This window comes from Bacillus sp. 7_6_55CFAA_CT2 (genome assembly GCF_000238655.1).
Lineage (GTDB): Bacteria > Bacillota > Bacilli > Bacillales > Bacillaceae_G > Bacillus_A > Bacillus_A cereus.
In genome coordinates this window covers 331,706-358,533 of the sequence record NZ_JH414708.1, presented here as the reverse complement: position 1 = coordinate 358,533, position 26,828 = coordinate 331,706, and the positions used below count along the sequence as shown (strand labels likewise).

The following is a 26,828-nucleotide window of genomic DNA, read 5'->3' as shown; positions in this document are numbered from 1 at the left end:
TTCCACCTCTACTCTATATGAGATACGATGTCACCTAAAGCTTCTTTTTGCATATCAATCAGTTGGAAAATGCCTTGTTCCGCAGCATCAAGTAGTTCATTTAACTGCGCTCTACTAAACGTCGCTTCTTCTCCAGTTCCTTGCACCTCAACAAACTGGCCTTTTCCAGTCATAATCACGTTCATATCAACGTCTGCTTTAGAATCTTCTGCATAGTTTAAATCTAAAACAACACCTTGCTCTTCAACAATTCCTACTGACGTTGCTGCTAAATAATCTTTTACTGGAATTTTAGATACTTTTTCTGCTTGTAATAATTTCTCGAAAGCTAATACCATCGCTACATATGCACCTGTAATAGAAGCTGTTCTCGTTCCACCATCTGCTTGGATGACATCACAGTCAATCCAAACTGTTCTCTCGCCAAGCGCTTCTAAATCAACTACCGCACGTAATGCTCGTCCAATTAGACGTTGAATTTCCATTGTACGTCCTGTTACTTTCCCTTTGCTTGACTCCCTAATCGTACGTTGTTCTGTTGCACGCGGAATCATCGCGTATTCAGCTGTTACCCAGCCTTTTCCTTCTCCACGCATAAATGGCGGGACACGCTCTTCAATTGTTGCTGAGCAAATCACCTTTGTATCCCCAACTTCAATTAATACAGATCCCTCTGGATGTTTTAAATAATTCGTATGAATATGTATATGGCGTAATTCTGTTTTCTCTCTACCATCTACTCGCATAAAAATAACCTCCTCATAACTACTTGTTAGTATAGCCAAATTTAAATGTATGATATGTATACAATAAAAGAAGAGGAACCCAAAAAGCAATTCCTCTTTCTTACTTAAGTATATCAAATTATTGACGATTAAAAACTACCTGTATTCACGTTTTCTGGACGATCTACAGGTTTTATTAACTTTCCGCCCTTTTCATCTATAAGATTTGCTTTTCCATTTACTTCAATAGAAATATTTTTCACACCTTTCTTTTCTGTTAAAGATAAAACTAACGACTTCAATACGTAATTTGAAATCATATTTTTATCTGGGTTTACAAATATATTTTCATTAAAGTTTAATGTAAGATTTCCGTCTTGTAATTTCGGATTCGTAATAAGCTTAACGCCTGGATTAAAATCATTTAGGAGCGATTGATGGATCGGGCCTTTTACAAGCTCATCTATAATTGCTGCATAGTCATTTTCTTTACCTTCTGCAACGCGGCGTGTGACTGGTACGTAGTATTGCTGTTTATTATTATTTTGCGCCATAAAATACAGTGTGACTGGTTTTGTATTTGTTACATCTGCTACTTGTTCATCATCGAAGTTAATACCATTTGCACGGCTCACTCCTTCACCAAGCGGTGTACCACCAACCGGCATCTTTGCCAATTTCTCACCATTTATTTGGAACTGCACTTGTTTTATCTCTGTAAATTGCGTCAACGTCCAAGCTATAGATTCAACGATTTGACGCTCTTCTTCTTTCGCATAGTTTTTCATTTCTTTAGAGAAATCAATAACTGCCGTTCCGTCCTTTTTCAAATCTAAGGTCATCGTTGTATTCGCCGGAATGATTGCACGAAACCCATTTGGTAATAAATTCGTTACCGGTCCATCTTTCACAAGGTATTCTAACGTTTGCTTCACAGTCTCATTTGCTTTCGGAGTAGGTATAGCTAACGTTTGTGGTACAACATAACCATTTTTATCAACAAGGTATAGTTCTCTATTTACCATTTGCCCTTGCTTATCTTTTTTAGCTACTTCTTTCTTCCCACCCTCTGTATACGTAACTTGTTTTGGCGGATCAATTTGTTCAGTTGCTTTCTCTTGATTTATAAAGCCACACCCTGTTAGTAAAACAGCGCTCACAGTAGCACCAACAACCCATTTAAAAGTGGATTTAGGCATGCCATTCCCCCCTAAAATCTAAGTTTGTACTATTATGTATACGAGCTGTTTCACGTTTTAGAACAAGCTGTGCCTCTTATAAATTGAAACTTTAATCAGCAGGGGTCTTACTACCCAGCAAATAGCAAGATAAAACAAAAGCTCCTGATTTCTCAGGAGCTCACTTATATAAATTCTACTATTATTCTTTTTCTAAATGAATATGCTTCACATTTTCAATCGGTTGACCAAACCATTTTGATGCAATTTCTTTAAACAAGCCTATTTTTCCTGTTGTTAAGAAGAGATGATCGCTTTGTTCTTCTCCTTCATTCAACATTTTACTATGATATAAGATTGTACTTACTTCACGTGCTGTTTCATCACCAGAACTAATTAGTTGCACTTTATCTCCCATTACTTTTTTAATAACAGGTCCTAAAATCGGATAATGTGTACAACCTAATATAAGTGTATCAATATCGGTACTTTTCAGTGGTTGCAGCGTTTCTCTTACAACTTCATACGCCATTTCACTTTCGAAATTCCCACTCTCTACAAGTTCAACGAAAGGTGGACAAGCTAAACTTTCTACCATAACACGGTTATTAATAGACTTTAACGCCTCTTCGTATGCACCACTTTTCACCGTTCCAATCGTTCCAATAATCCCAACGTGATACGTGTTTGTCACTTTTAAAGCTGTACGTGATCCTGGGTGAATAACTCCTACTACTGGAATTGGTAATTGTTTTTGCATCTCTTCTAATACAACTGCAGTTGCTGTATTACACGCAATAACTAACATTTTAATATTTAAATCTAGTAAATGCTCCGTCATTTCCCACGTAAATTGACGTACTTCTTCTCGAGAACGTGGACCATAAGGACAACGTGCTGTATCTCCTAAATATATGATACGCTCTTTCGGCAACTGACGAATTAATTCCTTCGCTACTGTTAAACCGCCAACTCCTGAATCGATAACACCGATTGCTCTATTCAACTTCATCACCCGTTTTCTCATTCATCATCTTTTATGTTTATCATTATATTTTACACACTTTAAGTTCGCTCACTTCAAATGCTTCTGTATGAAAATTTTCATTTGCCCATGTATAGACTAGGACCTTTTTTATTTTGCTCCTTTTTTTCGTAATTTGCAAGATAGAAAAATAACCGACCTTCTATAAGAAAGTCGGTTTCTTCTATATAAAGTGCATATTCATTGCTCCATCTTTTTTTGAAAAGAAGACATTCCCATTAATAAGAAGAAATGAGCAGAAATTAAAATGAAGATAATTTATTTACAGCCCTTTTTATAGCCTTACCTATTTCCACGCTAGACTGTGGATTTTGTCCTGTAATTAAATGACCATCTACTACTACATGCGGCGTAAAATTGGGGGCTACATAAAACAAAGCTCCTTCTTCTTTCAACTTACTTTCTAACAAAAACGGAACGCGCTTTTCTAAATGTACAGCTCTTTCTTCATCGTTTGTATAACCTGTTATACGCTTACCCGCAACCAAAAACGAGCCATCCTTATTTTTCACACCGACTAAAGAGCTTACTCCGTGACAAACAGCCGCTACAATCCGGTTATTGTTATACATATTCTCAATCAAATTTGCTACATATGGATTACCTGGAAAATCTACAATCGCCCCGTGCCCACCACCAAATAAAACCGCATCATAATCCGAAAAATGAACATTTGAAATCGGCCTCGTATTTTGCAATAAAGAAGCTACATGCTTGAATTCGCGAGGTATACCATTCGGAATAGACACTCTATCTATAGGTACTCTCCCACCTTTTATTGACACAATATCAACATCAAACTTAGCCTTTTTAAATACATGATAAGGAGCTGCGAGCTCTTCCAGCCACAAACCAGTCGGGTGTCCATTCATATCATGAGCACTTGTTGAAACTAACAGTATCCTTTTCAACATATCCCCTCCTTATTACCTATTTATGTATGGAGTGTTCTTATCATTCATATAGCAAGTGAAGCAAACAAAAAATAGCCGACTTTTATATAAAAGTCGGCTGCTTTCTTATAATTCGAGCTCTCCCATACGAAGAAGCTCCACAACTGCTTGTGAACGTCCTTTAACCCCTAGCTTTTGCATTGCGTTTGAGATATGGTTGCGAACTGTCTTTTCACTTATAAAAAGTTCACCTGCAATTTCCTTCGTTGTTTTATCTTGAACCAGCAATTCAAATACTTCTCTCTCTCTCTTTGTGAGTAAAGGTTTAGATTGATACGCTTTTTCCTTCAACTGGTATAACCCTCCTTGCTTAAGCCAGAGCTGTGTATGTGTAAGTTGGGTGTTTATTTAGTCAAGATATTGTATGAACGAAATGTGCAGGTGGTGAATAAAAATGGGCTTTATTTCCTATGTTATTTTAGACTTTTATACAGTGCGTACACTCTTTTTATCCACTTACTTTCCAACGCGCCATATTTGTTCTAGCAATATACTTACAACCGTACCTACAAATAAACCATTACCGAATATATATTGCATAATAGACGGCAAGGATTGGAGTGCTCCAGACGGTAAAAACATTACGCCGCTGCCAAATAATACTGCAACGCCTAAGATCGTTACATTCCTTTCACTCATCGGCACTTGTTTTATATTATTAAATCCAATTCCAATTAACTGTACGAACGAAGCCATTAAAACAGCCGATGCAACAGCTGATGGTAAAGATGCTAAGTAACGAATAATACTTGGAAAAAGAGACATTACGACTAGTAATGCACATGCCATTAAGAATGATCGTATATACTTTTGTTTTGTTAAACGTATAAATCCTGCCGTTGCTGGTAACGGAACGACACCTACAGTTGAAAATACAGAAGAGATGAGATGTGAAATCCCCCCAACCCATGTTCCATCTTTCAACTGTTTTTGTTCAATAGTCGCTTTATGAATAGTTGCTTGATTAATTGCTATAATAGCTGCCACCGTATTCGAAACTAAAATACATACCATAACGAAACTTGATACAGCCATACCTGTATTCCATTTTGGAAGTCCCCAAGCAAATATATGTGGAAGTTGCACAAAATGAGTTACTTGAGATGGGATTGTCACTTTTCCTGCAATGAGAAAAATAATCCACCCACTAATTAATCCTATTAAAACTGCATAACTTTTGACAAAGCCTTTTCCAAAATTAGATAGTATAATAACGAACAGAAATATACTAAACGCGATCATTGCTGTAAATCCGTCGATTTGAGAAATAGTAGCTGTAATTCCTAACATTCCTTTTAAAAATACACCACTTAATTGTAAACATAATAAAAGTAAAAACGTCCCTGTCACAAGCGGCGTAAATAAAAATAAAATACGTCCTATAAAACCAGTTACTCCTAATCCTATTAAAATAACACCGGAGATTATCATTCCTAATTCTAAAATTTGCAGTGTACTATGTAATTGATCCTGTCCGGCCGTTGCATAAGCAAGTACGGTAAATACACCAACCCAAGATCCAGCCGGCCCATCCGCAATTGGCAGTCTATGCCCAAGCCACCCTTGTAAAAAAGAAGATATACCAACTACAAAAAACGTACGCTGCATTAAATAAAATATTTCTTCCGTCGTAAGATGAAATAATCCGCCAACGACAATTGGTAGTGCGATTGAATTTGCTAATAAAAATATAAACCATTGCAAAGTTCCCATAATATGATTTTGGTTATGTTGATTGTCCAATTTTTTCATCCCTTCTAGCTTTCCTATAAAAATATATTGTAAGAATAAAAAAGAAGAGTTCTATACTCACCATTAGAACCCTCCTCAAAATATTTAAACGATCCTTCTACACAAGATTATTTAATTCCACCTCATTTAAACTTCCAACAACAATATTTCCTTTATACACGACTAAACGTTTTTCTGTTTGACGCGCTACTGCTTCAGCAGCGCATGTCGCATTCGTCAAAACAAAGCTCGCTTCATCCCCTACATTCGGCCATACTCGCTTCCCTTCATTATTTAACGTTTCTTTTCCTCCTGTAATAAAGCGGAGTGCTTTTCCTAAAGATCTTTCGTCACTCCACCCAAAACGCTCTGCTAATCGATTCGCCTTTTGAAGCATATCACCTGTTCCAAACGGTGACCAATGATCTGTAATGCTATCATTGCCTAATGAAACCTTAACACCTTTTTTATCTAATAACGGAATTGGGATTACTTGTTTACCAATTGGCACTGTTGAAGTAATATCAATATTTACATTTGCGAGTCTTTCTGCCACTTCTTCAGCCTCTTTATCAGTAACACCACCAAGTCCAAGTGCATGACTAATCGTTACACGGCCTTGCCATCCTGCTTCTTCTGTTAAACTTGCCAATCTCTTCATCGTAAACGTTCCAAGATTATTCGCATCGTGCAAATGAATATCAACATCCGCATTAAATTCTACTGCGATATCCATAATTGTATGTAATGACTTTTCGATGTCATTATCCACTGTAGCTGGATCTACTCCTCCGACTAGATGAGCACCCATACGCATCGCATCTTTCACGAGTTGTACAGAATTACTGCGCAATAATCCATGTTGCGGAAACGCAACAATTCTACTAGATACTCGATTTTTATATGTTTCTAATGCCGCTAACGTCGCCTCCAAATTACCAAGCCCAATAATCGGATCGACATTACAATGCGTTCTAATATTCGTTGCACCATTTTGCAGTAGTAACTCTAGCATATTTTCCGCTCTATTTTTGGCAGTCGCTAATTGCTTTGGTAAAATTTTTTCTTCTTCATTAAAACGTGTAAAAATACTTTCTGCTGGCATACAAGCTTTCCATGGGCCACTATAATATGTTTTATCAATGTGAATGTGCATCTCTTTGAAAGCTGGCAACATTAATAAGTGCTTAGCATCAAAAGTTACTATATCTTCCTCTTGAACAATCCCTTTTATAATTTTTTTAATTCGACCATCTTCAATAAGTAAACTGCATAATTCTGTTTCTGTTTGTGAAATTCTCTCTTCTTCATATGTATATCCTGATTCAAGCATTACGTTAGTCAACCAATATACTGTCATCTCTATTTCCCCACCCTTTATTAAAAATCACCTCATAACTACAAGTTTAATATCCACTGAAAATTAAGACAATTAATACGATCACTTCTCACAAAAAAATGTAATACAACCCCATAGTCTTCTCATAAATTTCCATATAGAATAAAAGTATGCAGTTTGATATAAAAAGGAGTTGATTGGAATATGTCAAAAAAGTTATGTAAATCCGAAACTGATAAAATGCTATTTGGTATATGTGGTGGTTTAGGAGAATATTTTGATATTAGCTCTACTCTTATTCGTATCATTTGGGTTATTGCTGTTTTATGTTTTGGGACAGGATTTTTAGTTTATTTCATTTGTTTATTACTTATGCCCCGTTCGTACTAACGGCATCATTTCACATACTTAAGAAGAGCAAATCACCTATAGAAGCCTATAGGTGATTTTTTCATGAAGAATATTTCATCGTTAAATGTAATACCGCCACTTCTTCTTCTTCATTTTTATAAATATGCTTCTTATTCGCTTCAAATTGAATGGAATCAAACTCATTTAATTCGTATACATCATTCTCCACTTGAATAGACACTTTCCCTTTCATTACCGTTACAAGCTCAATCGCACCTTCATGATGAGCTTCTGGCTCATATATACTATTTGATCGTAAACAAGCACGGTGCATTTCCATCCCTGTTTCTTTCGTATAACGGAACATCGTTTCTAAATGCCACGCTTGTCCTTCATCTACTGCAAATCCTTCTCCACAGCGCGCAACAGCTACAGGTTCTCCAACAACCATTAATCTGGATAAAGGAATTGATAACCCTTTCGTTATTTTCCAAATGACAGCTAGTGTCGGATTTGTTTCCCCTCTTTCGATCTTTCCTAATGTTAATTTACTAACTCCTGTTTTATGAGCTAATTCTTCTAAACTTAATTTCTGTTCATTTCGAATTTGTCTCAATAACTGCCCAACTTGTTGAATGACTTCTTTCGTTTGCATATCTTCATTTTCTTTCATATATAAAACCACCTTAAAGTATAAAATAGTTTACTTTTAATAATTAAAAGTATATCATAATATACATAATTATTTATTTTCGAAAGGAGTGTTATACTTCATGCGCGCAATTTTATTAGGTCTTTTATCATCGGCCTTTTTTTCTGCAACCTTTATTATTAATAGAGCAATGAATGTATCTGGAACGAGCTGGGCTTGGACAGCTTCCTTCCGTTTTTTATTTGCTCTTCCTATTTTATTCCTTATCGTTTTATTTCGCAAAAACTTTAGGGGATTATGGGAAGAGTTAAAAAAACATCCATTGGCATGGATTGGATGGGGTTCTGTTGCCGGTATTGGTTTTTATTCTTTATTAAGTTTCGCAGCTGTCTTTTCTCCAGCTTGGCTCGTTGCTGGAACTTGGCAAGTTACGATTTTAGCTGGTTTACTACTATCACCACTATTTTTCGTGAAAATAGAAACAAAATCAGGTACGAAACTTGTACGTGGAAAAATTCCACTTCGTAGCTTATATGTTGCATTATTTATTTTACTTGGTGTAATTTGTATGCAAGCAACTGCCGCAGGCCATATTACAATGACTCAGTTCATTTCAGGTTTTTTACCTGTCGTATTAGCCGCTTTCTTATATCCGTTCGGTAACCGAAAAATGATGGAGCTTGTTGGTGGACGCCTTGATACGTTCCAACGTGTATTAGGAATGGCAATTGGAAGTCTTCCTATAACAATCTTGCTTGGTATATACGGATTTTCTACTACTGGCATTCCAACATCCAACCAAATACTTCAAGGATTTTTGTTAGCATTATGTTCCGGCGTTATTGCAACGATGACATTTTTCTTTGCTACTGACTTAGCAAAAGATAACCTCGCTCTACTTGGAGCTGTTGAAGCAACACAAGCTGGAACGATGGTCTTTACCGTACTTGGAGAAATCATTTTCTTAAATGGTTTACTCCCTGGAGGACTTTCTCTCATCGGAATGATTATTATCATGTTAGGAATGGTTGCAAATAGTATTTTAAACCGTTCTGTTCCAGTCGTTAAACAGAAAAAATCAGCATAAAAAAGGGTATGGTTCTATAGAGATGAACCATACTCTTTTTTATTGTCCCCCTATTTCGCCTTATCAGAATAGTATTTCATTGGCTGCTTATACTAAAACTTATGTTATAATACGTTTCATGCGCATTAATAGGAGGTAAATTATGTTAAAAAAAGCAATCGCTGAATTTATTGGTACATTTGTACTTGTATTATTCGGAACTGGAGTAGCTGTCACTGGCGGCGGAATTGAAGGAATTGGAACATTAGGAATCGCTATGGCTTTCGGTCTATCTATTGTAGCTATGGCATATAGCATCGGAACAATTTCTGGATGTCACATTAACCCAGCAGTATCAGTAGCTATGTTCATCAACAAACGAATGAACGCTATGGAACTTTGTTATTATGTATTAGCTCAAATTTTAGGTGGTTTATTAGGAACTGCAACGTTAGTAACAATTTTAAAATCTGCTAAAACACCTTTAGATAATTTAGGACAAAATGGTTTCGGAACTCTTGGTTTATCTGGAGCATTTTTAGTTGAGTTCATTTTAACTTTCGTATTTATTTTAGTTATCGTTGCTGTAACAGGTAAAAAAGGAAGTTCTTCTTTAGCTGGACTAGTAATTGGTTTCACATTAGTTTTAATTCACTTATTAGGAATTCCGTTAACTGGAACATCTGTTAACCCAGCTCGTAGTATCGCACCAGCTTTATTTGTTGGTGGAGAAGCACTTTCTCAACTATGGGTATTCATCGTAGCACCAATTCTTGGTGGTATCTTCGCAGCTATCGTAGGTAAATTCATTTTAAATACTGAAAAATAGAATTTTCAATATTTCTGAATAAAAAAAGGCGAGCCCTCATTATGAGGAAGCTCGCTTTTTTTATTCTTTCATTTTAGACTTTAAATTTGTAACTAATTGATCTACCGTTACATTTGCAAGTACGTTTTCCATCGCTTCTTGCGCTTGCATTAAAATAATTTCTAATACTGATTGAATATTAGCTCCTACTGGACATTCAATGTTGGGATTTTCATGGAAGGAAAATAGCTGTCCTTCTTCTACAACTTCCACTGCTTTATATACATCAAGTAATGTAATTTCTTCTAAATCTCGAGCAAGTGTCGTACCACCTTTACCAGCTTGTACATCAACAAGTCCTGCTCTCTTCAACATTCCTGTAATGCGACGAATCACAACTGGATTTGTATTCACACTACCGGCAATCCATTCAGAGGTACAGCGAGAGTTTCGATCTATCGCAAGTAATGTCAGCATATGAACACCTACTGTAAAACGACTACTAATCCCCATCTGCACACCCTCCTTTTTATTCATTCTATTAAAAGACGACTCTTATCATTATATACTATTTTTAATTTATACATAAAGAAAAAGCATGATTTCAATAGGAAATCATGCTTTTCTCTCATTATTGACGCTTTATAAATTTCGCTAAATCTTTAAATTTCACTTTATCTGAGTAATTCATTACGCCGTTTACGTAAATGCGGCTTGTAACAGCATTTAATACCGCAATTGTCGCCAATAAGACTGCTAATGTTATCGTAATTTCTAGCATACCTGCTTCACCAGCTACAATACGTGAGAAGGTAACCATCGGTGTAAAAAATGGAACGTAAGAACTTACAACGACGATAGTACTATTCGGATCACTTAATGATTTAATACTAATAAAGAATGCAGCCATAATTAAAATCATTACCGGGAAAGATACAGCTTGTAAATCCTCCGTCTTAGACACGACAGCTCCAGCAGCAGCATACATCATCGCATAAAGTAAATATCCCGTAATGAAATAAACAAGAAACATGCTGATAACCTTTGCATCTAATTTCGTAAAGTCAATTGGAATACCAAATAGTGAGGCACTTTCTAAATCGACCCAACCTAACAAATATGGAATAAGATAACCACACGCCAATATGACAAGTTGCAATAACGCCGTTGAAACAACCGCTAAAATTTTCGCATACATCATCGTAAGAGGCTTCACTTTCGGAAGCATTACTTCCATTACACGTGACGCCTTTTCAGATGCAATATTCATTGCGATTGTATTTCCGAACGCTACAATAAACATATATAAAGCAAATGTAAAGAAATAGGCAATTCCGAAAGAAGATGTACGATCTTTTATCGCTTCTTGCTTTACTTGAATTTCTGTTTGTAATTGCTGTGCAATTTCTGTTGAAACATTATTTTTGGCAATCGTCACCATCGTATATTGTTGCTTTAAATATCCTGCCATAATTGCAGAAGTTGCTTGGCTTGGAAATCCATTATACATATATGTAATCGATGGAGCCCCATCCTTTTCCGTCACATGGAATAGACCATCTAAATCGCCTTCTTCTACTTGCTTATGCAGTTTATCAAAATCATCCTTTGAACCAATTGTTATTTTTGCTGATGGCAATAGCTTATTTAGCTCATCTTTTTGTACTTTATATGTGGAACTCTCTACTACAACTGCAATTTTATCTTTATCCTTATTTTTATCATCGCCTGAAGTAAAATGATTAAATGCAAAAATCCCAAACACAACTAAAAATAAAATCGCACTCGTAATTAATGATTTTTTAGATAAAAATGCTTCCCTAAAATAAAATGAAAATACGTGAGAAAATTTACGCATCGTTATTTCGCCCTCTCTACAAAGATTTCGTTTAACGTCGGCTCTAACATTTTGAATTGTCGTAAGCTAACACCTTGCTCTTGCAACTGTTGCAAAATCTTGAGAGCTTCCGCATCGTCTTGTACTTTCACATAAAGAAGGCCTTGTTGTTTTTCATACGATACATGTATAGCTTCTAATCCCTTTTCATTCTCTACTGTATCTTCAATCGTTAAATTACGGAAACCGTATTCTTTCTTAATATCACTTAGCTGTCCTTTTACGACTGCTTCACCTTTTTTCAAAATACATACATGTTGGCAAAAAGCCTCTACTTGTTCCATACGATGACTTGATAAAATAATCGTCTTTCCGCTCTGTACTTGTTCTTCAATAATACTAGCTAACATCCCAGCATTAACTGGATCGAGGCCGCTGAATGGTTCATCTAAAATGAGAAGTTCCGGATTATGAAGAAGAGCAGCAATTAATTGGATTTTTTGCTGATTCCCTTTTGAAAGCTCTCCAGCCGTTTTAAATTTATATTCTGGTATCGCTAAACGCTCTAACCAGTGATCAATAGCGTGATCCACTTCTTTCTTCGACATTCCTTCTAATCTACCAAAATATCGCAGCTGATCTATTACTCTACTTTTTGTATATAAACCTCTTTCTTCTGGTAAATACCCAATTGTTACACCACTATTTCCAAATGCTTTTCCATCCCATGTAATCGAACCTTCATTAGGCGTTAATAATCCGAGAAGCATTTTGATTGTTGTTGTTTTCCCTGCACCATTTCGTCCAAGTAACCCTAGTACTTCACCTTTTGGTAACGAAATTTGCAAACCGTTAACTGCTTTTGATTCCCCAAATTGTTTCGTTAAGTTTTGAATTTGTAAACTCAAGTATAAAGCCTCCCCTTTAGTATCATTCGTACTCTCTTTCAAAGACTATGTTTATTCAAGACAAAATATAGCACCGCACTTCATCCTCTTATATGTAAACATCGTCATGAATCCATCATTTGTTCTATTTAGTTAAAATTGTAAATAACAAAGTTCTTTTTGTCAATTATAATTGTCATTACGACAATAAAAATTGTCAAAACAACTATTATTATTTTGCTCATCTTTCTAATATAGGACATACTACTATATATACAAAAGACAATATGCAAATGTTCATATAAAAATATTATATTTTAATATATAATATAAAATGATTTTCTAACATCAAGGAGGATACATATGAAGATGAAAAGGGGCATTACCACTTTATTATCTGTAGCGGTTCTATCTACATCACTTGTAGCATGTTCAGGAACACCAGAGAAAACAGTGGCAAAAGAAGAGAAAGTAAAATTAACAGAACAACAATTAATGGCTGATTTATGGTATCAAACAGCCGGTGAAACGAAAGCACTTTACTACCAAGGGTACAACATTGGTCAATTAAAGCTTGATGCAATTCTTGCAAAAGGGACAGAGAAAAAACCTGCTATCGTGCTTGATTTAGACGAAACTGTTTTAGATAACAGTCCTCATCAAGCAATGAGCGTAAAAACAGGCAAAGGCTATCCTTACAAATGGGATGATTGGATTAACAAAGCTGAGGCTGAAGCCCTTCCAGGCGCAATTGATTTCTTAAAATATACAGAGTCTAAAGGTGTAGATATTTACTACATCTCAAATCGTAAAACGAATCAACTAGATGCGACAATTAAAAATCTTGAGCGTGTAGGTGCTCCTCAAGCAACGAAAGAACATATATTACTACAAGATCCGAAAGAAAAAGGAAAAGAAAAACGCCGTGAACTCGTTTCTCAAACTCATGATATTGTCTTATTCTTCGGTGATAACTTATCTGATTTCACAGGTTTTGATGGAAAATCTGTAAAAGATCGTAACCAAACAGTAGCAGATTCAAAAGCACAATTTGGTGAGAAATTCATTATTTTCCCGAATCCAATGTATGGCGATTGGGAAGGCGCTTTATATGATTATGATTTCAAAAAATCAGATGCAGAAAAAGATAAAATCCGTCGCGACAACTTAAAATCATTTGAAGTAAAATAAAAGAGGATGGCATTCGCCATCCTCTTTTATTTTACTTTCTCTGTTAAAGGCAAGATAAATACTTCCACACGTCTATTCTTTGCCTTTCCTTCTTGTGTATCGTTTGGAGCAATTGAACGGTATTCTCCGTATCCAATCGCACTAAATTTTTCTGGTTGTAATTCTTTATTTTGCAGTAATACTTGCATAAAATTAACTGCCCGCTGCGTACTTAATTCCCAATTCGACGCAAACTGCGCATTGGCAATAGGGACATTATCCGTATGACCCGATACTGTAATTTCACGAGGTGACGCTGAAACAAGTAAGCTAGACATCTCTTTTGCAATCCCTAAAGATTCTAATTTCACATCTGCTTTCCCCGAATCAAACAGTATATTTTCTAATATTGTCACCATTAATCCCTTTTCAGTTAATTTAGTTTGAAAAGAAGAGGATAATTGTTTTTCATTAATATATTGATCAATCTTTTTTTGTAATGCTTTCAATTCATCCATCTCTTTTTTTTCTTTAGCTCTAGCTTCTTCTTGTTTTTTTGTTTGTTCTGTCTCAAGGCTACTTGCTGATAATTCTTTTTCATCATTTGGCTTTTGATCACTTAAAAATTCTTTGTTACCTGTTCCCCCAGCTAATTCACTTCGAAAAGCAACTGCCATCTGTTTAAACTTCGCAGCATCTATACTACTCATTGCGAATAAAACGATAAACAATGCAAATAACAACGTTAACATATCAGAATATGGGATTAACCATGTTTCATCGATATGCTCATCATGTTTTTTCTTTTTGCCTCTTCTATTTTTCTTACTCCGCATTTTTTTCTGCTCCTTTTTCTAGCTTTTTACGCTCAGTTGCAGAAAGTGCACCTAAAATGCGGTTCTTCATAATAAACGGATATGTACCTTCTTGTAACATTAATAAACAATCAATGATTAAACGTTTTTTCTCAATTTCAGCTGAAGATTTTTGCTTTAACTTATTTGCAAATGGATGCCATAATACATAACCTGAAAAAATACCAAAAATCGTTGCAATAAACGCACCCGAAATAGCATGACCTAACTTTTCAATATCAGTTAAGTTACCAAGCGCAGCTACAAGACCGATAACAGCACCTAAAACTCCTAATGTCGGTGCATACGTACCAGCTTGTGAAAAAATAGCAGCTCCCTTTGCATGTCTTTCTTCAATTGCCTCTAATTCAGATTCCAAAATCTGCTCCAAATCTTCTGCGGATACGCCATCAATCACAAATTTCATACCGCGCAAAAGAAATTCATCTTGAATTTTGTCTAATTGTTGCTCTAAAGACAAAATACCGTATTTTCTACTTTCAGATGTCCAATGAACAAATAATTCTAGCAACTGTTCATAACTTAAATCCTTTTTATTTGAACCAAAAAGAACTTTAAATAGTTTTGGAACCCTTTTTAGTTGATTCATCGGAAATGCAATACATACTGCAGCAAATGTACCGATAAAAATAATTAATGCTGCGGCAGGATTTAATAAGGCTGTTATGTCAGCGCCCTTGACGACCATCCCTACTACCACTGCTACAAATCCTAAAATAAGTCCAATAATTGTTGCAAAATCCATTCCCATTCACTCCTAGTCTATACAAGAAGTTCTTTATTCTCGATAATCGCTACATCTTCTTATGTATATATATTACATAAAAAATGCAAATCATGAAAGATAAGAAATGAATTATATAAAAAAATACTACAAATTCACACATTTTCTGACATTTTCTTTGCATTTCTATTACGTTATGACTCTTATATTCCTTTTCCAACAAACTAGATTTATAATAAAAAAAAACAAATACACATTTTATGAAGAAGGGACTGTGATTACAAGGCATCATGAAAAAGATAATAATTATTTCTGCCACTACTATTGTAATCGGGATCACATCTTTCGCTTATTTTGGTTCTAAAACACCACTACATAATGAAGCAAAAGCTGTCGAAAGTCAAAAGCATAATAACCATAAAAAAGAAGAGATTCCTGCTTTTCCAAAAGCTGATCATAATGCAAAGAAAATAGACAATGACTTTTCAGTTGTAACAAATCCCAAATCTAATCTTGTCTTAATTAATAAACATCGAAAACTACCAGATGGATACATTCCTGAAGACTTAACGAGACCAAATGTACCATTTATTAGTCCAAAAGATAAAGAAAAAACATTGCTGCGAAAAGATGCTGCAGAGGCACTTGAAAACATGTTTAAAGCTGCGAAAAAAGAAGGGCTTGATCTTACAGCTGTATCTGGTTATCGTTCATACAAACGCCAAAAATCGTTGCATGATACATACGTTAGACGCCAAGGAAAAGCCGAAGCTAATTCGGTAAGCGCAATTCCTGGTACAAGTGAACACCAAACGGGTTTAGCAATGGATATTAGTTCAAAATCAGCTAAATTTCAATTAGAGCCTATCTTCGGGGAGACAGCAGAAGGAAAATGGGTCGCAGAACACGCTCATGAATTCGGCTTTGTCATTCGTTACTTAGAAGATAAAACAGATACAACAGAATATGCATATGAACCATGGCACTTACGCTACGTTGGTAATCCATACGCTACATACCTATATAAACATCACTTAACATTAGAAGAAGCGATGGAAGACAAAAAATAAGAGAGCAAATTGCTCTCTTATTTTTCTTTCACTCTATTATTGTAGTAATTTCTTCTTCCATTCTTCAGGCCATGGTTCGCCTCTTCCTGTTTTTTTCGACGCTTGAACCATCATTCCACGACCTACTAAACAAACCTCTCCTGCTTCATTCTTCACCATATAATGTAAATCTAAAGAAGAATTCCCAACCGACCCTGCTTTTACATACACCTTCAACTGTTCATCAAAATATATTTGCTTAATAAAATTACATTGTAAATCCGCAACAACGATCATCGTTTCTGATGATGCATGTGTCCACTCTTGCATAAATCCAAGTTCTTTAAACAACGCAATACGAGCTTCTTCAAAATAAGTAAAAGCAACGACATTATTTACATGTCCAAACATATCTACTTCACCAAAACGAACCTTTACAGGGTTGTAAAACGAAAAACCACTTTCCCATTGCTCAAAGTCTTCAATATAAGAAATCCTCTTCATTGTTATCTCTCCTTTTCACCTTAAAATAAACAGAATAAACAGAAAAATATAGTTATAAATATTGCCTCTTCGATATGAAGAGGCAATATTTATTAATAGTTATTATCGCTACCAAAGAAATCTTTGAACGATTGAATTGTTGTATCACGGTTTAATGCCGCAATTGAAGTTGTTAAAGGAATACCCTTCGGACATGATTGCACACAGTTTTGAGAGTTACCACAGTTTGCTAGTCCTCCATCTCCCATAATTGCACGTAAGCGATCTGCTTTATGCATTTCACCCGTTGGATGTGAGTTGAATAAGCGAGCTTGTGATAACGGTGCTGGTCCAATAAAATCAGACTTACTGTTTACGTTTGGACATGATTCTAAGCAAACACCACATGTCATGCATTTTGAAAGCTCATAAGCCCATTGACGCTTTTTCTCAGGCATTCTTGGTCCTGGACCTAGGTCATACGTACCATCAATTGGAATCCACGCTTTAACGCGTTTTAGAGCATTAAACATGCGACTACGATCAACTTGCAAGTCACGTACAACCGGGAATGTCTTCATCGGTTTTAAGCGAATTGGTTGCTCTAATTGATCGATAAGTGCCGTACATGATTGACGTGGTTTTCCGTTAATCACCATCGAACATGCACCACATACTTCCTCTAAGCAGTTCATATCCCATGCAATCGGAGTTGTTTGATTCCCTTTTGAATCAACGGGATTACGACGGATTTCCATAAGTGCTGAGATAATATTCATATTCGGACGATATGGAATTTCAAACTCTTGGTCAAACGCTTGCGCATCTGGCCCGTCTTGTCTCGTAATGATGAGGCGGATTGTTTTCTCAGACATGTTGTTTATCCCCCTTCTCTTCACCCTTAGCAGCTACATCGTGTTTTGAAGAATAATCACGTTTACGCGGTTTAATTAATGAAATATCAACGTCTTCGTAATGGAATGCTGGTGCATTTCCTTCTCCCTCAAATTTTGCCATCGTAGTTTTTAAGAAGTTTGCATCATCACGATTTGGGAATTCAGGTTTGTAATGCGCCCCACGGCTCTCATTACGGTTATATGCGCCAATTGTAATAACACGTGCTAACTCAAACATATTTGCAAGTTGGCGTGTAAATGAAGCACCTTGGTTACTCCATCTTGCTGTATCGTTAATGTTAATACGTTTGTAACGAGCCATTAATTCTTCAATTTTCGCATCTGTTTCTAATAATTTTTTATTTTCACGAACTACTGTAACGTTATCTGTCATCCATTCTCCAAGCTCTTTATGAAGAACATACGCATTTTCGTTACCATCCATCGTTAAAATATTGTTAAATTTCTCTGTTTCGATTAATTCATTTTGCTCATATACAGTAGATGAAACAGCATCAGATGATTTAGAAAGACCTTTCATATACTCAATTGCGTTTGGTCCTGCTACCATACCACCATAAATTGCTGATAATAGTGAGTTTGCACCAAGACGGTTACCACCGTGCATAGAATAATCACACTCACCTGCTGCAAATAAACCTGGAATATTTGTCATCTGTTTATAATCAACCCATAGTCCGCCCATTGAATAGTGAACAGCTGGGAAGATTTTCATCGGTAGTTTACGAGGATCATCCCCTGTAAATTTCTCATAGATTTCAATAATTCCACCTAGTTTAATATCTAGTTCTTTTGGATCTTTATGAGAAAGATCTAAGTACACCATGTTTTCACCGTTAATACCTAGTTTTTGCTCTACGCAAACATCAAAGATTTCACGCGTTGCGATGTCACGAGGTACAAGGTTTCCGTAAGCCGGATATTTTTCTTCTAAGAAGTACCATGGTTTACCATCTTTATATGTCCAAACACGTCCACCTTCACCACGTGCAGATTCACTCATAAGACGTAATTTATCGTCTCCAGGAATTGCCGTTGGGTGAATTTGAATGAACTCACCGTTTGCATAATATGCGCCTTGTTGATATACAGCAGAAGCTGCTGTACCTGTATTGATAATGGAGTTTGTTGATTTTCCGAAAATGATACCAGGGCCCCCTGTTGCCATAATCACGGCATCTGCTCCGAAACTTCTAATCTCCATAGTTTGTAAGTCTTGTGCAACGATTCCTCGGCACACACCTTCATCATCAACAACAGCTCGTAAGAAATCCCAACCTTCATATTTCGTTACAAGTCCTGCTACTTCGTGACGACGTACTTGCTCATCTAATGCGTAAAGTAATTGCTGTCCAGTTGTTGCACCAGCAAATGCTGTACGGTGATGTTGCGTTCCACCAAATCGACGGAAATCAAGAAGTCCTTCTTCCGTACGGTTGAACATAACACCCATACGGTCCATTAAATGAATGATACCAGGTGCTGCTTCACACATTGCTTTAACTGGTGGTTGGTTCGCTAAGAAGTCCCCACCATAAATTGTATCGTCAAAGTGGATCCATGGAGAATCCCCTTCACCTTTCGTATTTACGGCACCGTTAATTCCGCCCTGAGCACATACAGAATGTGAACGTTTTACTGGTACTAAAGAAAACAGTTCAACATTTACTCCTGCTTCTGCCGCTTTAATCGTTGCCATTAAGCCAGCCAAGCCACCGCCGACTACTATAAGTTTCCCTTTCATGCTCTCCCACTCCTTACTGGTTTGCTAGCTGTGGATCGATGAACGCTAATAATGCACTCACACCTACATAAGATAAACCTAAGAAAATAGCTAATGTTACATAAGTAGAGATTCTTTGTGAACGTGGAGATACTGTAATTCCCCAGCTGATGCAGAATGTCCATAGTCCATTTGCAAAGTGGAAAATTGTTGAAACAACACCAACTAAGTAGAATGCAAACATAGCTGGATTGTTTAAAATATCTGCCATCATATCATAGTTTACCTCTTTACCTAACATTGCTTGAATACGAGTTTCCCAGACGTGCCAAGAAATGAAGATCAGCGTAACGATACCTGAAATTCTTTGGAAAACGAACATCCAGTTACGGAAATAACCGTAAGAAACCGCATTGTTCTTAGCTGTAAATGCAATATATAAGCCATATATAGCATGGTACAGTATCGGTAAAAAGATGATGAAAATTTCTAGCGCATACCGGAATGGAAGGAGCTCCATAAAGCCTGCAGCTTTGTTAAAAGCCTCTGCTCCTCGTGTTGCAAAGTTGTTTACAATTAAATGTTGCGTCAAAAAGACACCAACCGGGATGACCCCCATTAATGAGTGCCACTTACGAAACGTATACTCGCGGCCTTTCATGTCCCCATTACCCCCCTTGAATGTTTGACTGCTGTTTTCAGATTAGTTTATGACAATAATGTTTTTTCACTATTGGCATAAGAAAAACTGAAAAAATTATTCGAAATATTTCAGCATAATTTGATACCAAGTTCATTTTACTCCTATTTTTGTCGAAGCGTCAAGAAAACGTATACATAATTTGCATATAATTTGCCAATTCTTTTTTTCTTCTTATATATTCAGATTTTCCTAAAGAAAAATCTGTTTTTATAAATGTGAAATGTTATATAATAATCCCTATAGAAAGAGGGGAATATTGTGAGTAAAAATACAATCGATACAACATCTTTAGAAGATGTTTCATTGAACGCCTTCGCTTATGAATTGCTACGTGAAGAATTACTACCTGATTTAATCGGCAACGATTTAGATGGTATTTTATACTGGTCTGGTAGAAACCTTGCAAGAAAATATCCGCTAGAAACAATTGAAGAAGTCATTCAGTTCTTTGAAAAGGCTGGCTGGGGCACTTTAAGCATTGTTGAACATAAGCGTCGTGAAATGCAGTTCCAACTTAAAGGCACACTCATCGCAGAACGTCAAAAACAAAAACGACATTCTTCTTATCAACTAGAAGCCGGATTCATCGCTGAACAAATCCAAAAGCAACGGAACGTCGTTGCAGAGTCATACGAAGAAAAGAAAAAACGTTCTGACTCTATTACATTTCTTGTAAAATGGGATATAAAAGATCTCATTGAAGTGTAAGCATTACCTACAGTCAACTAGACATATCAGTTTAGTTGACTTTTTTGTATTTTCATTCAGATGCATTTATTTTAAATCTTCAGAAATTATACCAAAAAACAGAAGACGTTGTAAACTACAACGTCTTCTTATCTGTTAAATACGTATAAATCGTCTCCGCGACATTTTTCGGCATACCCGCTTCGACAAATTCCTCTATAGAAGCTTCTTTCATCTTCTTTAATGAACCAAAATGTTTTAACAATACCTTTTTCCGTTTATCACCGATTCCTGAAATATCATCCAATGCTGATTGAATGACAGATTTCCCGTGTAATTGACGATGGAATGTAATCGCAAATCGATGCACCTCATCTTGAATACGCTGCAATAAATAAAATTCTTGGCTATTTCTCTCAAGCATCACAGGTTCCGGTGGATCCCCAATAATTAAATGGGAGGTTTTATGTTTATCATCTTTTACAAGACCTGCCATCGGAATATATAATCCGAGCTCATTCTCTAAAATATCACTTGCAGCCGCTAGATGGCCTTTTCCTCCATCAATAATAATCAAATCAGGTAAAGGTGAATTTTCTTTAAGCGCCCTTGTATAACGGCGCCTCACAACTTCTCTCATAGACTCATAATCATCTGGTCCTTGAACCGTTTTAATTTTATATTTTCGATACTCTTTCTTCGCCGGTTTCCCATCGATAAAAGCAATCATTGCAGAAACGGGATTTGTTCCTTGAATATTTGAGTTATCAAACGCTTCAATACGATATGGCGTTTCAATCCCAAGCTGCTTCCCTAAATGATCTACCGCTTTAATCGTTCGTTCTTCATCACGTTCAATTAAGTAAAACTTCTCTTCAAGAGCAATCTTCGCATTTTTATTTGCCAATTCTACAAGGTCTTTTTTCTTACCACGTTTCGGCTGCGTCGCTTCCACTTCTAAAAAGCGCTCTACTAATTCCGAGTCTATACTTCCTGGAACGACAATCTCCTTCGGCTTAAAATGACTACTGTTTTCATAAAATTGGCCGATAAACGTTAAAAAACCCTCTTCTGGTTCATCGTAAATTGGAAACATAGAAACATCACGTTCAATTAGCTTTCCTTTTCGAACGAAGAAAACTTGAACACACATCCATCCTTTATCCACTGCATATCCAAACACATCACGATCCACTAAGTCACTCATAATCATCTTTTGTTTTTCCATAATCGCATCAATATGAGCAATTTGATCACGCAACTCTTTTGCACGTTCAAACTCTAGTTTCTCTGAAGCCTCATACATTTTTATTTCTAGTTCTGAACGAACTTCTTTATGTCCACCATTTAAAAACTTAATAATTTCATCTACAATTTCTTTATTTTGTTCTTCCGTCACTTCTTTCACACAAGGTGCTAAACATTGACCCATATGATAATACAAACAAACTTTATCTGGCATATTCGTGCATTTCCGAAGTGGATACATACGATCTAGCAGTTTTTTCGTTTCATGAGCAGATTGTGCATTTGGATAAGGACCAAAATATTTCCCTTTATCTTTTTTTACGTTTCGAGTAATGAGTAAGCGAGGTTGCTTCTCCGCTGTAATTTTAATAAAAGGATATGTTTTATCATCTTTTAATTGAATATTATATTTCGGATCATATTTTTTAATTAGATTTAACTCTAAAATAAGTGCTTCTAAATTCGAAGAAGTTACAATATATTCAAAATCAACAATTTCTCCTACAAGCCGCAGTGTTTTCCCATCATGTGAACCAGTAAAGTACGAGCGCACACGATTTTTAAGCACTTTTGCCTTTCCGACATATATAACCGTTCCTTGCTTATCTTTCATCAAATAACAACCAGGTTGATCTGGTAAAATAGCCAACTTCTCTTTCAAATGTTCGTGCACTCGTCTCCCTCCATTTCTACATACTTAGCATTTTTATTTTCCCTTGAAAACATACTATGCCCAAACACCCAACATACGTTCTTTTATTGTAACGGAAAGACTGTAAAAAAGAAAATAAAAAAAGCTACCAAATGGTAGCTTTTTTATTTTAGAAGTGTTTAGAAACTAATTCTACTAACGCTTCTTTCGGTTTGTAACCTAACGCTTGATCAACTACTTTACCGTCTTTTAATACGAAAAGAGCTGGAATGCTCATTACTTCGAATTGACGAGCAGTTTCTTGGTTTTCATCAACGTCTACTTTTACTACTTTTACTTTTTCGCCTAGTTCTGCATCAATTTCCTCTAATACAGGAGCGATCATTTTACAAGGTCCACACCAAGGTGCCCAGAAATCTAATAATACAACACCTTCGCTAGTTTCTGCTGCGAAGCTTTGGTCATTTGCGTTTACAATTGCCATTTTATTTCCTCCTTCAAGTATATTCTACCAAGAGTATATCATTAACTTATATACGTGGCGAATAATATGTATCGTTATGTATTGTAACAAAAAAATGTTCCTTTATACTATATAAAAATACGGATTAAATACTAAAAAGATGAGAGACAGGGGATCTCTCACCTTTTTCTATATATAGGGGTACTTCACTTGGAACTCAAGGGTACTTAAATCATGAATGTACTTTTAACTTTTTAAACTCTTCTGTTAAAAGAGGTACAACTTCGAATAAGTCACCGACAATACCATAGTCAGCTACTTTAAAGATACTTGCTTCTGGATCTTTATTAATCGCAACGATTATTTTTGAGTTAGACATACCTGCTAAATGCTGAATCGCACCAGAAATACCACATGCAATGTATAAGTCTGGCGTAACAACTTTACCAGTTTGACCAATTTGTAATGAGTAATCACAGTATTCAGCGTCACAAGCACCACGAGATGCCCCAACAGCGCCGCCTAGTACGTCTGCTAACTCTTTTAATGGCTTAAAGCCTTCTTCACTCTTCACACCACGTCCGCCAGCGATAATAACTTTTGCTTCAGAAAGATCCACACCTTCTGCTGTTTTACGGACAACATCTTGAATGATTGTACGTAAATCTTTCACATCAACTGTAATAGAAGATACGTCACCGCTGCGAGACTCATCTTTTTCCAGAGTTGCAATGTTATTTGGACGCACTGTCGCAAATAAGATGCCGTCTGTTACAATCTTCTTCTCGAATGCTTTACCAGAGTAAATTGGACGAGTGAAGATAACATTTCCACCTTCAACCTCTAAAGCAGTTACGTCAGAAACTAAACCAGCTTCAAGCTTCGCTGCTAATTTTGGTGATAAATCTTTACCAAGTGCTGTATGTCCAAAAACGATACCTTCTGGATTTTCTTCAGCATGTACAGCTAAAAACGCTTGTGCATAACCATCAGATGTATATGATTTTAATTTATCATTTTCAACTGTCACAACGCGATCTGCACCGTAATGAATCAATTCATTTGCAAAAGAGGCAACGCTGTCTCCAATTAGAAGACCTACTACTTCACCGCCTTCTGCAATTGTTTTTGCTGCTGCTACCGCTTCAAAAGAAACGTTACGTAGCGATCCATCACGAACTTCACCCATTACTAATACTTTACGAGCCATAGATTTTCCCTCCTGCATATATAATTTCGTATTTTATTAGATTACTTTCGCTTCTGTATGGAGCAACGATACAAGTTCTTTTACTTGATCTTGCAGCTCGCCTTGTAACACTTTTCCTGCATCTTTCTTAGGAGGCAAATAGATTTCAATTGTTTTTGTCTTTGCTTCCACATCATCTTCTTCTAAATCTAAATCATCTAATTCTAATTCTTCTAGCGGCTTTTTCTTCGCTTTCATAATACCTGGAAGCGATGGATAACGCGGTTCATTTAAACCTTGCTGTGCTGTTACTAAAACTGGTAATGAAGTTGCAATCACTTCTGTATCACCTTCAACATCACGCTCAATCTTCACATTTGTACCGTCAATTTCAAGTTTTGTAATTGTCGTTACATACGGAATATTTAACGCTTCAGCTACGCGTGGTCCTACTTGTCCAGATGCACCATCAATTGCAACGTTTCCGCCTAAAATTAAATCTGCATCTTTATCTTTTAAATATTCAGCAAGCACTTTTGCTGTCGTGAACTGGTCACCATTTTCTACATCATCTTCAATATTAATTAATACAGCTTTATCACAGCCCATTGCTAATGCAGTACGAAGTTCTTTCTCACTATCTTCGCCACCGACTGTTACAACTGTAACTTCTCCACCTTGTGCGTCTCTTACTTGAATTGCTTCTTCAATTGCATATTCATCGTAAGGGTTGATGATGAATTCCGCTTCGCCATCGTAAATTGCACCGTTTTTAATTACGATTTTTTCTTCTGTATCAAATGTTCGTTTCATGAGTACGTAGATGTTCATTCCATTTACCCCCTTGTTTTTCAGAAAGATTCTATCAATTTTAATTTTCTGTTAATTTATATTAAAAAAATAATTGAACTACCTGCCACTAAATGAAGGTTTACGCTTTTCTAAAAATGCAGCTACACCTTCTCTTCCATCTTCACTCGTAAATACTTCACCAAAAATCTGTGATTCACGTTGTACACCTTCATAGTAATGAGACGATTTTGTCGTTTGCAATAACTCTAGTACAGCACGAGTTGTTGCTGGACTTTTTCCAGCAATTTGTTTTGCAACTTTAAGCGTATCATCTAAAAGAGATTCTTCAGAGAACAATCCGTTAACAAGTCCCCACTTTAATGCTTCTGCACCAGTAATTGGTGTACTTGTTAACATCATTTCACAAGCTTTCGCTTTCCCAACATAACGTGGTAAGCGCTGTGTACCTGCAAAGCCAGGAATTAATCCAAGTGTTAATTCAGGTAAACCAAGTTTTGCACTTTCAGTTGCAAAGCGCATGTGGCAAGACATAGCAAATTCAAGGCCGCCGCCCAGTGCCGCTCCATGAATTGCCGCAATAACTGGTTTTGAACATTTTTCAACACGCTCAAACGTAACTTGTCCAAGCTGTGCTAATTCTGTTGCTTGCTTCGCTTCAGTAACAGATGTAAATTCTTTAATATCTGCTCCCGCTGAGAAGAAACGTCCTTCACCATGAATAACAACAACACGAATGTTATCATCCTTTTCCACTTGATCAATTAATTCAGTAACATCATGCATAACTTGTGAAGACATCGCATTCGCTGGTGCGTGATTTAATGTCGCCACCGCGATATGATCTTCAACTCTTACAGATAGGAATTTCAACATGATCCCTCCCATTATTGACGATAACCACAAGCTGCAATAAGTAGCCCGTGTACCGTTTTTGAAAGTGCGACCAGATCATACTTATGATCGCTCATTACCCAATTGGTCACAACTTCATCTACTGTTCCAAAGATCATTTGTCTTGCCACGCGAACATTTAAATCTGCTTGAAATTCACCTTGTTTTATACCAGTCTCTAAAATCTCATCCATAACTTGTAAGTAGCCTTTTAATACTTCATTTATTTTAAGGCGCAAGTCTTGATTGGACTGCCTTAGCTCTAATTGCGTAACGATAGCAAGAGGATCATTTTGCGACAACAGCAAGAAGTGCGTTTCTACCAACATGAATAACTTCGATACAGCGCTTTCAATTCCTGCTGTTTTTTGACGAATTGTTTCGACAAATTCTCCCATCTTCTCTTGGAATAAGGATATTAATATATCTTCTTTATTTTTAAAATATAAATAAATCGTGCCATCAGCTACCCCAGCTTGCTTTGCGATTTTAGAAACTTGCGCTTGGTGGTACCCATTCTCCGCAATCACAATGACTGCCGCATCAATAATTTGATTGTATTTCGGTCTATTTTTCTTCAATTTACTGTCCCCTTCAAGAAGATGACTGAATGAATAGTCATTCATATTCTTATAATACTGACTATTTAGAAAAGTGTCAATCCTATTT

General features: G+C 36.3%; 29 protein-coding genes. 6 read left to right on the top strand and 23 right to left on the bottom strand.

Annotated features, from left to right (window positions below; genetic code table 11):
- Window positions 1-8: 8 nt before the first annotated feature.
- The 7 genes from rph to HMPREF1014_RS01965 all read right to left on the bottom strand — a co-directional run bounded on the left by rph (window position 9) and on the right by HMPREF1014_RS01965 (window position 6,992).
- Window positions 9-746, bottom strand: a complete 738-nt coding sequence (gene rph / locus HMPREF1014_RS01995) for a ribonuclease PH (RefSeq protein WP_001261765.1) — start codon at window positions 744-746, stop codon at window positions 9-11.
- Between the two features lie 128 nt (window positions 747-874).
- A complete protein-coding gene (gene gerM / locus HMPREF1014_RS01990; RefSeq protein WP_001126741.1) occupies window positions 875-1,924 on the bottom strand; it encodes a spore germination protein GerM in 1,050 nt (349 codons plus the stop codon).
- Between the two features lie 181 nt (window positions 1,925-2,105).
- On the bottom strand, window positions 2,106-2,915 hold the full coding sequence (gene racE / locus HMPREF1014_RS01985) for a glutamate racemase (protein WP_000774005.1): 810 nt from the start codon (window positions 2,913-2,915) through the stop codon (window positions 2,106-2,108).
- Between the two features lie 275 nt (window positions 2,916-3,190).
- On the bottom strand, window positions 3,191-3,862 hold the full coding sequence (locus tag HMPREF1014_RS01980) for a type 1 glutamine amidotransferase domain-containing protein (protein ID WP_002098044.1): 672 nt from the start codon (window positions 3,860-3,862) through the stop codon (window positions 3,191-3,193).
- Window positions 3,863-3,967: 105 nt separating this feature from the next.
- On the bottom strand, window positions 3,968-4,192 hold the full coding sequence (gene gerE, locus HMPREF1014_RS01975) for a spore germination transcription factor GerE (RefSeq protein WP_000659484.1): 225 nt from the start codon (window positions 4,190-4,192) through the stop codon (window positions 3,968-3,970).
- Window positions 4,193-4,357: 165 nt separating this feature from the next.
- A complete protein-coding gene (locus HMPREF1014_RS01970; protein WP_002062437.1) occupies window positions 4,358-5,653 on the bottom strand; it encodes a purine/pyrimidine permease in 1,296 nt (431 codons plus the stop codon).
- Between the two features lie 97 nt (window positions 5,654-5,750).
- The gene (locus tag HMPREF1014_RS01965; RefSeq protein WP_000219555.1) at window positions 5,751-6,992 is read right to left on the bottom strand and encodes an amidohydrolase family protein; all 1,242 of its coding nucleotides are present in this window, start codon (window positions 6,990-6,992) and stop codon (window positions 5,751-5,753) included.
- A gap of 183 nt (window positions 6,993-7,175) precedes the next feature.
- Here HMPREF1014_RS01965 and HMPREF1014_RS01960 point away from each other — a divergent pair, with 183 nt between their 5' ends.
- Window positions 7,176-7,361, top strand: a complete 186-nt coding sequence (locus HMPREF1014_RS01960; RefSeq protein ID WP_000038411.1) for a PspC domain-containing protein — start codon at window positions 7,176-7,178, stop codon at window positions 7,359-7,361.
- Window positions 7,362-7,422: 61 nt separating this feature from the next.
- Here HMPREF1014_RS01960 and HMPREF1014_RS01955 read toward each other — a convergent pair whose 3' ends face one another.
- Window positions 7,423-7,995 (bottom strand): helix-turn-helix domain-containing protein, encoded by a 573-nt coding sequence (locus HMPREF1014_RS01955; RefSeq protein ID WP_000661924.1) that lies wholly within the window; start codon window positions 7,993-7,995, stop codon window positions 7,423-7,425.
- A gap of 100 nt (window positions 7,996-8,095) precedes the next feature.
- Here HMPREF1014_RS01955 and HMPREF1014_RS01950 point away from each other — a divergent pair, with 100 nt between their 5' ends.
- Both HMPREF1014_RS01950 and HMPREF1014_RS01945 read left to right on the top strand, forming a co-directional pair.
- Window positions 8,096-9,061, top strand: coding sequence for a DMT family transporter (locus HMPREF1014_RS01950; RefSeq protein WP_001201626.1), 966 nt, complete (start codon window positions 8,096-8,098; stop codon window positions 9,059-9,061).
- A 142-nt stretch (window positions 9,062-9,203) separates the two neighbouring features.
- Window positions 9,204-9,869, top strand: coding sequence for an aquaporin (locus HMPREF1014_RS01945; protein ID WP_000913213.1), 666 nt, complete (start codon window positions 9,204-9,206; stop codon window positions 9,867-9,869).
- Between the two features lie 60 nt (window positions 9,870-9,929).
- Here the strand turns inward: HMPREF1014_RS01945 and HMPREF1014_RS01940 are convergent, their stop codons facing one another.
- From HMPREF1014_RS01940 to HMPREF1014_RS01930, 3 genes are all read right to left on the bottom strand, one after another.
- Window positions 9,930-10,361, bottom strand: coding sequence for an Rrf2 family transcriptional regulator (locus HMPREF1014_RS01940; protein WP_000512998.1), 432 nt, complete (start codon window positions 10,359-10,361; stop codon window positions 9,930-9,932).
- Between the two features lie 118 nt (window positions 10,362-10,479).
- Window positions 10,480-11,706: an ABC transporter permease gene (locus tag HMPREF1014_RS01935; RefSeq protein WP_001224977.1), complete on the bottom strand. Its 1,227-nt coding sequence runs from the start codon at window positions 11,704-11,706 to the stop codon at window positions 10,480-10,482.
- 2 nt (window positions 11,707-11,708) lie between these two features.
- The gene (locus tag HMPREF1014_RS01930; protein ID WP_000058117.1) at window positions 11,709-12,593 is read right to left on the bottom strand and encodes an ABC transporter ATP-binding protein; all 885 of its coding nucleotides are present in this window, start codon (window positions 12,591-12,593) and stop codon (window positions 11,709-11,711) included.
- A gap of 342 nt (window positions 12,594-12,935) precedes the next feature.
- On the opposite strand from HMPREF1014_RS01930, the gene HMPREF1014_RS01925 reads away from it, so the two are divergent.
- Window positions 12,936-13,763, top strand: coding sequence for a 5'-nucleotidase, lipoprotein e(P4) family (locus tag HMPREF1014_RS01925; protein WP_000782768.1), 828 nt, complete (start codon window positions 12,936-12,938; stop codon window positions 13,761-13,763).
- A gap of 26 nt (window positions 13,764-13,789) precedes the next feature.
- On the opposite strand, the gene motB is transcribed toward HMPREF1014_RS01925, so the two are convergent.
- Window positions 13,790-14,578 (bottom strand): flagellar motor protein MotB, encoded by a 789-nt coding sequence (gene motB, locus HMPREF1014_RS01920; protein WP_001256736.1) that lies wholly within the window; start codon window positions 14,576-14,578, stop codon window positions 13,790-13,792.
- Window positions 14,568-15,362, bottom strand: a complete 795-nt coding sequence (gene motA / locus HMPREF1014_RS01915; RefSeq protein ID WP_000344853.1) for a flagellar motor stator protein MotA — start codon at window positions 15,360-15,362, stop codon at window positions 14,568-14,570. Before motA ends, motB begins: the two co-directional genes overlap by 11 nt.
- A gap of 269 nt (window positions 15,363-15,631) precedes the next feature.
- On the opposite strand from motA, the gene HMPREF1014_RS01910 reads away from it, so the two are divergent.
- Window positions 15,632-16,411: a M15 family metallopeptidase gene (locus HMPREF1014_RS01910; RefSeq protein WP_000720201.1), complete on the top strand. Its 780-nt coding sequence runs from the start codon at window positions 15,632-15,634 to the stop codon at window positions 16,409-16,411.
- Between the two features lie 36 nt (window positions 16,412-16,447).
- On the opposite strand, the gene HMPREF1014_RS01905 is transcribed toward HMPREF1014_RS01910, so the two are convergent.
- The 4 genes from HMPREF1014_RS01905 to sdhC form a co-directional block, all read right to left on the bottom strand.
- The gene (locus tag HMPREF1014_RS01905) at window positions 16,448-16,894 is read right to left on the bottom strand and encodes an acyl-CoA thioesterase (protein WP_000822736.1); all 447 of its coding nucleotides are present in this window, start codon (window positions 16,892-16,894) and stop codon (window positions 16,448-16,450) included.
- A 92-nt stretch (window positions 16,895-16,986) separates the two neighbouring features.
- Window positions 16,987-17,748 (bottom strand): succinate dehydrogenase iron-sulfur subunit, encoded by a 762-nt coding sequence (gene sdhB, locus HMPREF1014_RS01900; RefSeq protein ID WP_001291827.1) that lies wholly within the window; start codon window positions 17,746-17,748, stop codon window positions 16,987-16,989.
- Window positions 17,741-19,534 carry a succinate dehydrogenase flavoprotein subunit gene (gene sdhA / locus HMPREF1014_RS01895; protein WP_000676750.1) on the bottom strand — a complete coding sequence of 598 codons (1,794 nt, stop codon included), beginning with the start codon at window positions 19,532-19,534 and terminating at the stop codon, window positions 17,741-17,743. The genes sdhB and sdhA overlap by 8 nt, the downstream gene beginning before the upstream one ends.
- Before the next feature lie 13 nt (window positions 19,535-19,547).
- The gene (gene sdhC / locus HMPREF1014_RS01890; RefSeq protein WP_000678354.1) at window positions 19,548-20,174 is read right to left on the bottom strand and encodes a succinate dehydrogenase cytochrome B558; all 627 of its coding nucleotides are present in this window, start codon (window positions 20,172-20,174) and stop codon (window positions 19,548-19,550) included.
- A 300-nt stretch (window positions 20,175-20,474) separates the two neighbouring features.
- Between sdhC and HMPREF1014_RS01885 the strand changes: the two genes are divergently transcribed.
- Window positions 20,475-20,924 (top strand): YslB family protein, encoded by a 450-nt coding sequence (locus HMPREF1014_RS01885; protein ID WP_000042226.1) that lies wholly within the window; start codon window positions 20,475-20,477, stop codon window positions 20,922-20,924.
- A 115-nt stretch (window positions 20,925-21,039) separates the two neighbouring features.
- Here HMPREF1014_RS01885 and uvrC read toward each other — a convergent pair whose 3' ends face one another.
- From uvrC to fadR, 6 genes are all read right to left on the bottom strand, one after another.
- Window positions 21,040-22,824, bottom strand: a complete 1,785-nt coding sequence (gene uvrC / locus HMPREF1014_RS01880; RefSeq protein WP_000544297.1) for an excinuclease ABC subunit C — start codon at window positions 22,822-22,824, stop codon at window positions 21,040-21,042.
- 148 nt (window positions 22,825-22,972) lie between these two features.
- The gene (trxA, locus tag HMPREF1014_RS01875) at window positions 22,973-23,287 is read right to left on the bottom strand and encodes a thioredoxin (protein ID WP_001018943.1); all 315 of its coding nucleotides are present in this window, start codon (window positions 23,285-23,287) and stop codon (window positions 22,973-22,975) included.
- Between the two features lie 211 nt (window positions 23,288-23,498).
- On the bottom strand, window positions 23,499-24,476 hold the full coding sequence (etfA, locus tag HMPREF1014_RS01870) for an electron transfer flavoprotein subunit alpha (protein WP_000101945.1): 978 nt from the start codon (window positions 24,474-24,476) through the stop codon (window positions 23,499-23,501).
- Window positions 24,477-24,512: 36 nt separating this feature from the next.
- Window positions 24,513-25,286, bottom strand: a complete 774-nt coding sequence (etfB, locus tag HMPREF1014_RS01865) for an electron transfer flavoprotein subunit beta (protein WP_001029028.1) — start codon at window positions 25,284-25,286, stop codon at window positions 24,513-24,515.
- A gap of 78 nt (window positions 25,287-25,364) precedes the next feature.
- Entirely contained in the window at window positions 25,365-26,141 is a 777-nt protein-coding gene (locus tag HMPREF1014_RS01860; RefSeq protein WP_000911292.1) for an enoyl-CoA hydratase, read from the bottom strand.
- 11 nt (window positions 26,142-26,152) lie between these two features.
- A complete protein-coding gene (gene fadR, locus HMPREF1014_RS01855) occupies window positions 26,153-26,740 on the bottom strand; it encodes a fatty acid metabolism transcriptional regulator FadR (protein ID WP_000742223.1) in 588 nt (195 codons plus the stop codon).
- Window positions 26,741-26,828: the final 88 nt, after the last annotated feature.

What these genes read in the sequence shown, in the direction of transcription:
- rph (WP_001261765.1), bottom strand. Translation starts at nt 746, where the DNA reads ATGCGAGTAGATGGTAGAGAGAAAACAGAATTACGCCATATACATATT.
- gerM (WP_001126741.1), bottom strand. Translation starts at nt 1,924, where the DNA reads ATGCCTAAATCCACTTTTAAATGGGTTGTTGGTGCTACTGTGAGCGCT.
- racE (WP_000774005.1), bottom strand. Translation starts at nt 2,915, where the DNA reads ATGAAGTTGAATAGAGCAATCGGTGTTATCGATTCAGGAGTTGGCGGT.
- HMPREF1014_RS01980 (WP_002098044.1), bottom strand. Translation starts at nt 3,862, where the DNA reads ATGTTGAAAAGGATACTGTTAGTTTCAACAAGTGCTCATGATATGAAT.
- HMPREF1014_RS01970 (WP_002062437.1), bottom strand. Translation starts at nt 5,653, where the DNA reads ATGAAAAAATTGGACAATCAACATAACCAAAATCATATTATGGGAACT.
- HMPREF1014_RS01965 (WP_000219555.1), bottom strand. Translation starts at nt 6,992, where the DNA reads ATGACAGTATATTGGTTGACTAACGTAATGCTTGAATCAGGATATACA.
- HMPREF1014_RS01960 (WP_000038411.1), top strand. Translation starts at nt 7,176, where the DNA reads ATGTCAAAAAAGTTATGTAAATCCGAAACTGATAAAATGCTATTTGGT.
- HMPREF1014_RS01955 (WP_000661924.1), bottom strand. Translation starts at nt 7,995, where the DNA reads ATGAAAGAAAATGAAGATATGCAAACGAAAGAAGTCATTCAACAAGTT.
- HMPREF1014_RS01950 (WP_001201626.1), top strand. Translation starts at nt 8,096, where the DNA reads ATGCGCGCAATTTTATTAGGTCTTTTATCATCGGCCTTTTTTTCTGCA.
- HMPREF1014_RS01945 (WP_000913213.1), top strand. Translation starts at nt 9,204, where the DNA reads ATGTTAAAAAAAGCAATCGCTGAATTTATTGGTACATTTGTACTTGTA.
- HMPREF1014_RS01940 (WP_000512998.1), bottom strand. Translation starts at nt 10,361, where the DNA reads ATGGGGATTAGTAGTCGTTTTACAGTAGGTGTTCATATGCTGACATTA.
- HMPREF1014_RS01935 (WP_001224977.1), bottom strand. Translation starts at nt 11,706, where the DNA reads ATGCGTAAATTTTCTCACGTATTTTCATTTTATTTTAGGGAAGCATTT.
- HMPREF1014_RS01925 (WP_000782768.1), top strand. Translation starts at nt 12,936, where the DNA reads ATGAAGATGAAAAGGGGCATTACCACTTTATTATCTGTAGCGGTTCTA.
- motB (WP_001256736.1), bottom strand. Translation starts at nt 14,578, where the DNA reads ATGCGGAGTAAGAAAAATAGAAGAGGCAAAAAGAAAAAACATGATGAG.
- motA (WP_000344853.1), bottom strand. Translation starts at nt 15,362, where the DNA reads ATGGATTTTGCAACAATTATTGGACTTATTTTAGGATTTGTAGCAGTG.
- HMPREF1014_RS01910 (WP_000720201.1), top strand. Translation starts at nt 15,632, where the DNA reads ATGAAAAAGATAATAATTATTTCTGCCACTACTATTGTAATCGGGATC.
- HMPREF1014_RS01905 (WP_000822736.1), bottom strand. Translation starts at nt 16,894, where the DNA reads ATGAAGAGGATTTCTTATATTGAAGACTTTGAGCAATGGGAAAGTGGT.
- sdhB (WP_001291827.1), bottom strand. Translation starts at nt 17,748, where the DNA reads ATGTCTGAGAAAACAATCCGCCTCATCATTACGAGACAAGACGGGCCA.
- sdhA (WP_000676750.1), bottom strand. Translation starts at nt 19,534, where the DNA reads ATGAAAGGGAAACTTATAGTAGTCGGCGGTGGCTTGGCTGGCTTAATG.
- sdhC (WP_000678354.1), bottom strand. Translation starts at nt 20,174, where the DNA reads ATGAAAGGCCGCGAGTATACGTTTCGTAAGTGGCACTCATTAATGGGG.
- trxA (WP_001018943.1), bottom strand. Translation starts at nt 23,287, where the DNA reads ATGGCAATTGTAAACGCAAATGACCAAAGCTTCGCAGCAGAAACTAGC.
- etfA (WP_000101945.1), bottom strand. Translation starts at nt 24,476, where the DNA reads ATGGCTCGTAAAGTATTAGTAATGGGTGAAGTTCGTGATGGATCGCTA.
- etfB (WP_001029028.1), bottom strand. Translation starts at nt 25,286, where the DNA reads ATGAACATCTACGTACTCATGAAACGAACATTTGATACAGAAGAAAAA.
- HMPREF1014_RS01860 (WP_000911292.1), bottom strand. Translation starts at nt 26,141, where the DNA reads ATGTTGAAATTCCTATCTGTAAGAGTTGAAGATCATATCGCGGTGGCG.